The sequence below is a fragment of the Mesorhizobium sp. M4A.F.Ca.ET.020.02.1.1 genome (assembly GCF_004022645.1).
Taxonomy (GTDB): Bacteria; Pseudomonadota; Alphaproteobacteria; order Rhizobiales; family Rhizobiaceae; genus Mesorhizobium.
This window is the reverse complement of the sequence record NZ_RZOI01001168.1, coordinates 1-1086: the sequence shown is the minus strand read 5'-3', so window position 1 is coordinate 1086 and position 1086 is coordinate 1. Positions and strand designations below refer to the sequence as shown.

The 1086-nt window shown below is 54.5% G+C and carries 1 protein-coding gene; it reads right to left on the bottom strand.

What is annotated here, in order from left to right:
• Positions 1-39 precede the first annotated feature (39 nt).
• On the bottom strand, positions 40-708 hold the full coding sequence (locus tag EN742_RS35765) for an HNH endonuclease (RefSeq protein ID WP_189375751.1): 669 nt from the start codon (positions 706-708) through the stop codon (positions 40-42).
• Positions 709-1086: the final 378 nt, after the last annotated feature.

Below are 1086 nucleotides of genomic sequence, written 5' to 3'. Positions count from 1 at the left end.
GGGTGGGAGGGGGCGCCGGAGGGAGGCAAGTAGGATCTATCAACAAACGAATACCTCGGTCCGATGATGAGCCAAATAGCTTTGCTGTTGCGCCGTGAACGCCCCAACATGCCAGGTCGCCGGCGCTTCAGCGAAGCCGAACCGCTGCATTGCCAGTTGATCAAAACCGAGCCGCTGCAAATCCGTTCGATCGACGCGCGGTGAAACCAGAACTTCACCGCCATCATCGAAGCTGATGAAGCCGCGATCGAACAAATGATCGGCATCGGGCGTTAGAAGCAATCCGTTCATGCCATCGAGTCGTTCTTGTGCTGAAGTGCATAATCGCCATGGCTTGATATGGCTCGCGATCAGCAGTGACGGGTTCGTCACTCCTGTAAGGCGACACGAGCGCTCTACCGTCTCAACGTTGGCCCGAAACTTCCCTTGTCCGCGACGAGCGAGAATGACGCTCTTCTTGACGGTATCGTCAAGGCTTCGATCATCTTTGATCTGCCGCTCGACAGCATCTTCGAGCTGTTCATTGACGATTTCGAAAGTCAGGCTATTGGCACCACCCCGCTCCAGAGCGGCGCGATCGAAAACTGCGTCGGTGACGATTGTTTGAAACACCACCGACGAAATATTTGCGAGATACGCTTTTTGATTGCCTGACCCGGACGTCGGACTAATCGGTGAGTACTTACTAGGCAGCAGCGGCCCCAGCACACCTATCAATGCCTTTGGGCGTATAGATGGCTCAAGCCGCGTCCAGAACACAGGAAGAAGCCACCCCTCTTTGTTCCAGTAGGACCCAGCTTCCTTGAATTCTGCCGGCTTGGGCGCGGTGAATGCGAATTCGGTAACTCGCCGACATAGCGAATAGCTTGATCGAAAAAGGACAAGACGAAATCGCCAGGCGAGGCCCGACGCATATTGTTATAAAATTCGCTGCGCGCGCCGTTGCTTTCAGTTTTTGGAGACCAGAGATACTGGCCCTCGATCTCCTGGCGGGCCGTTTGATTATGATTGACCCACCAAAACTGCGGCATGGCTAAGAAACGTCTGAGATCATTGGCCCACAAGTTCTAGGCTAGCCTGTCAGGA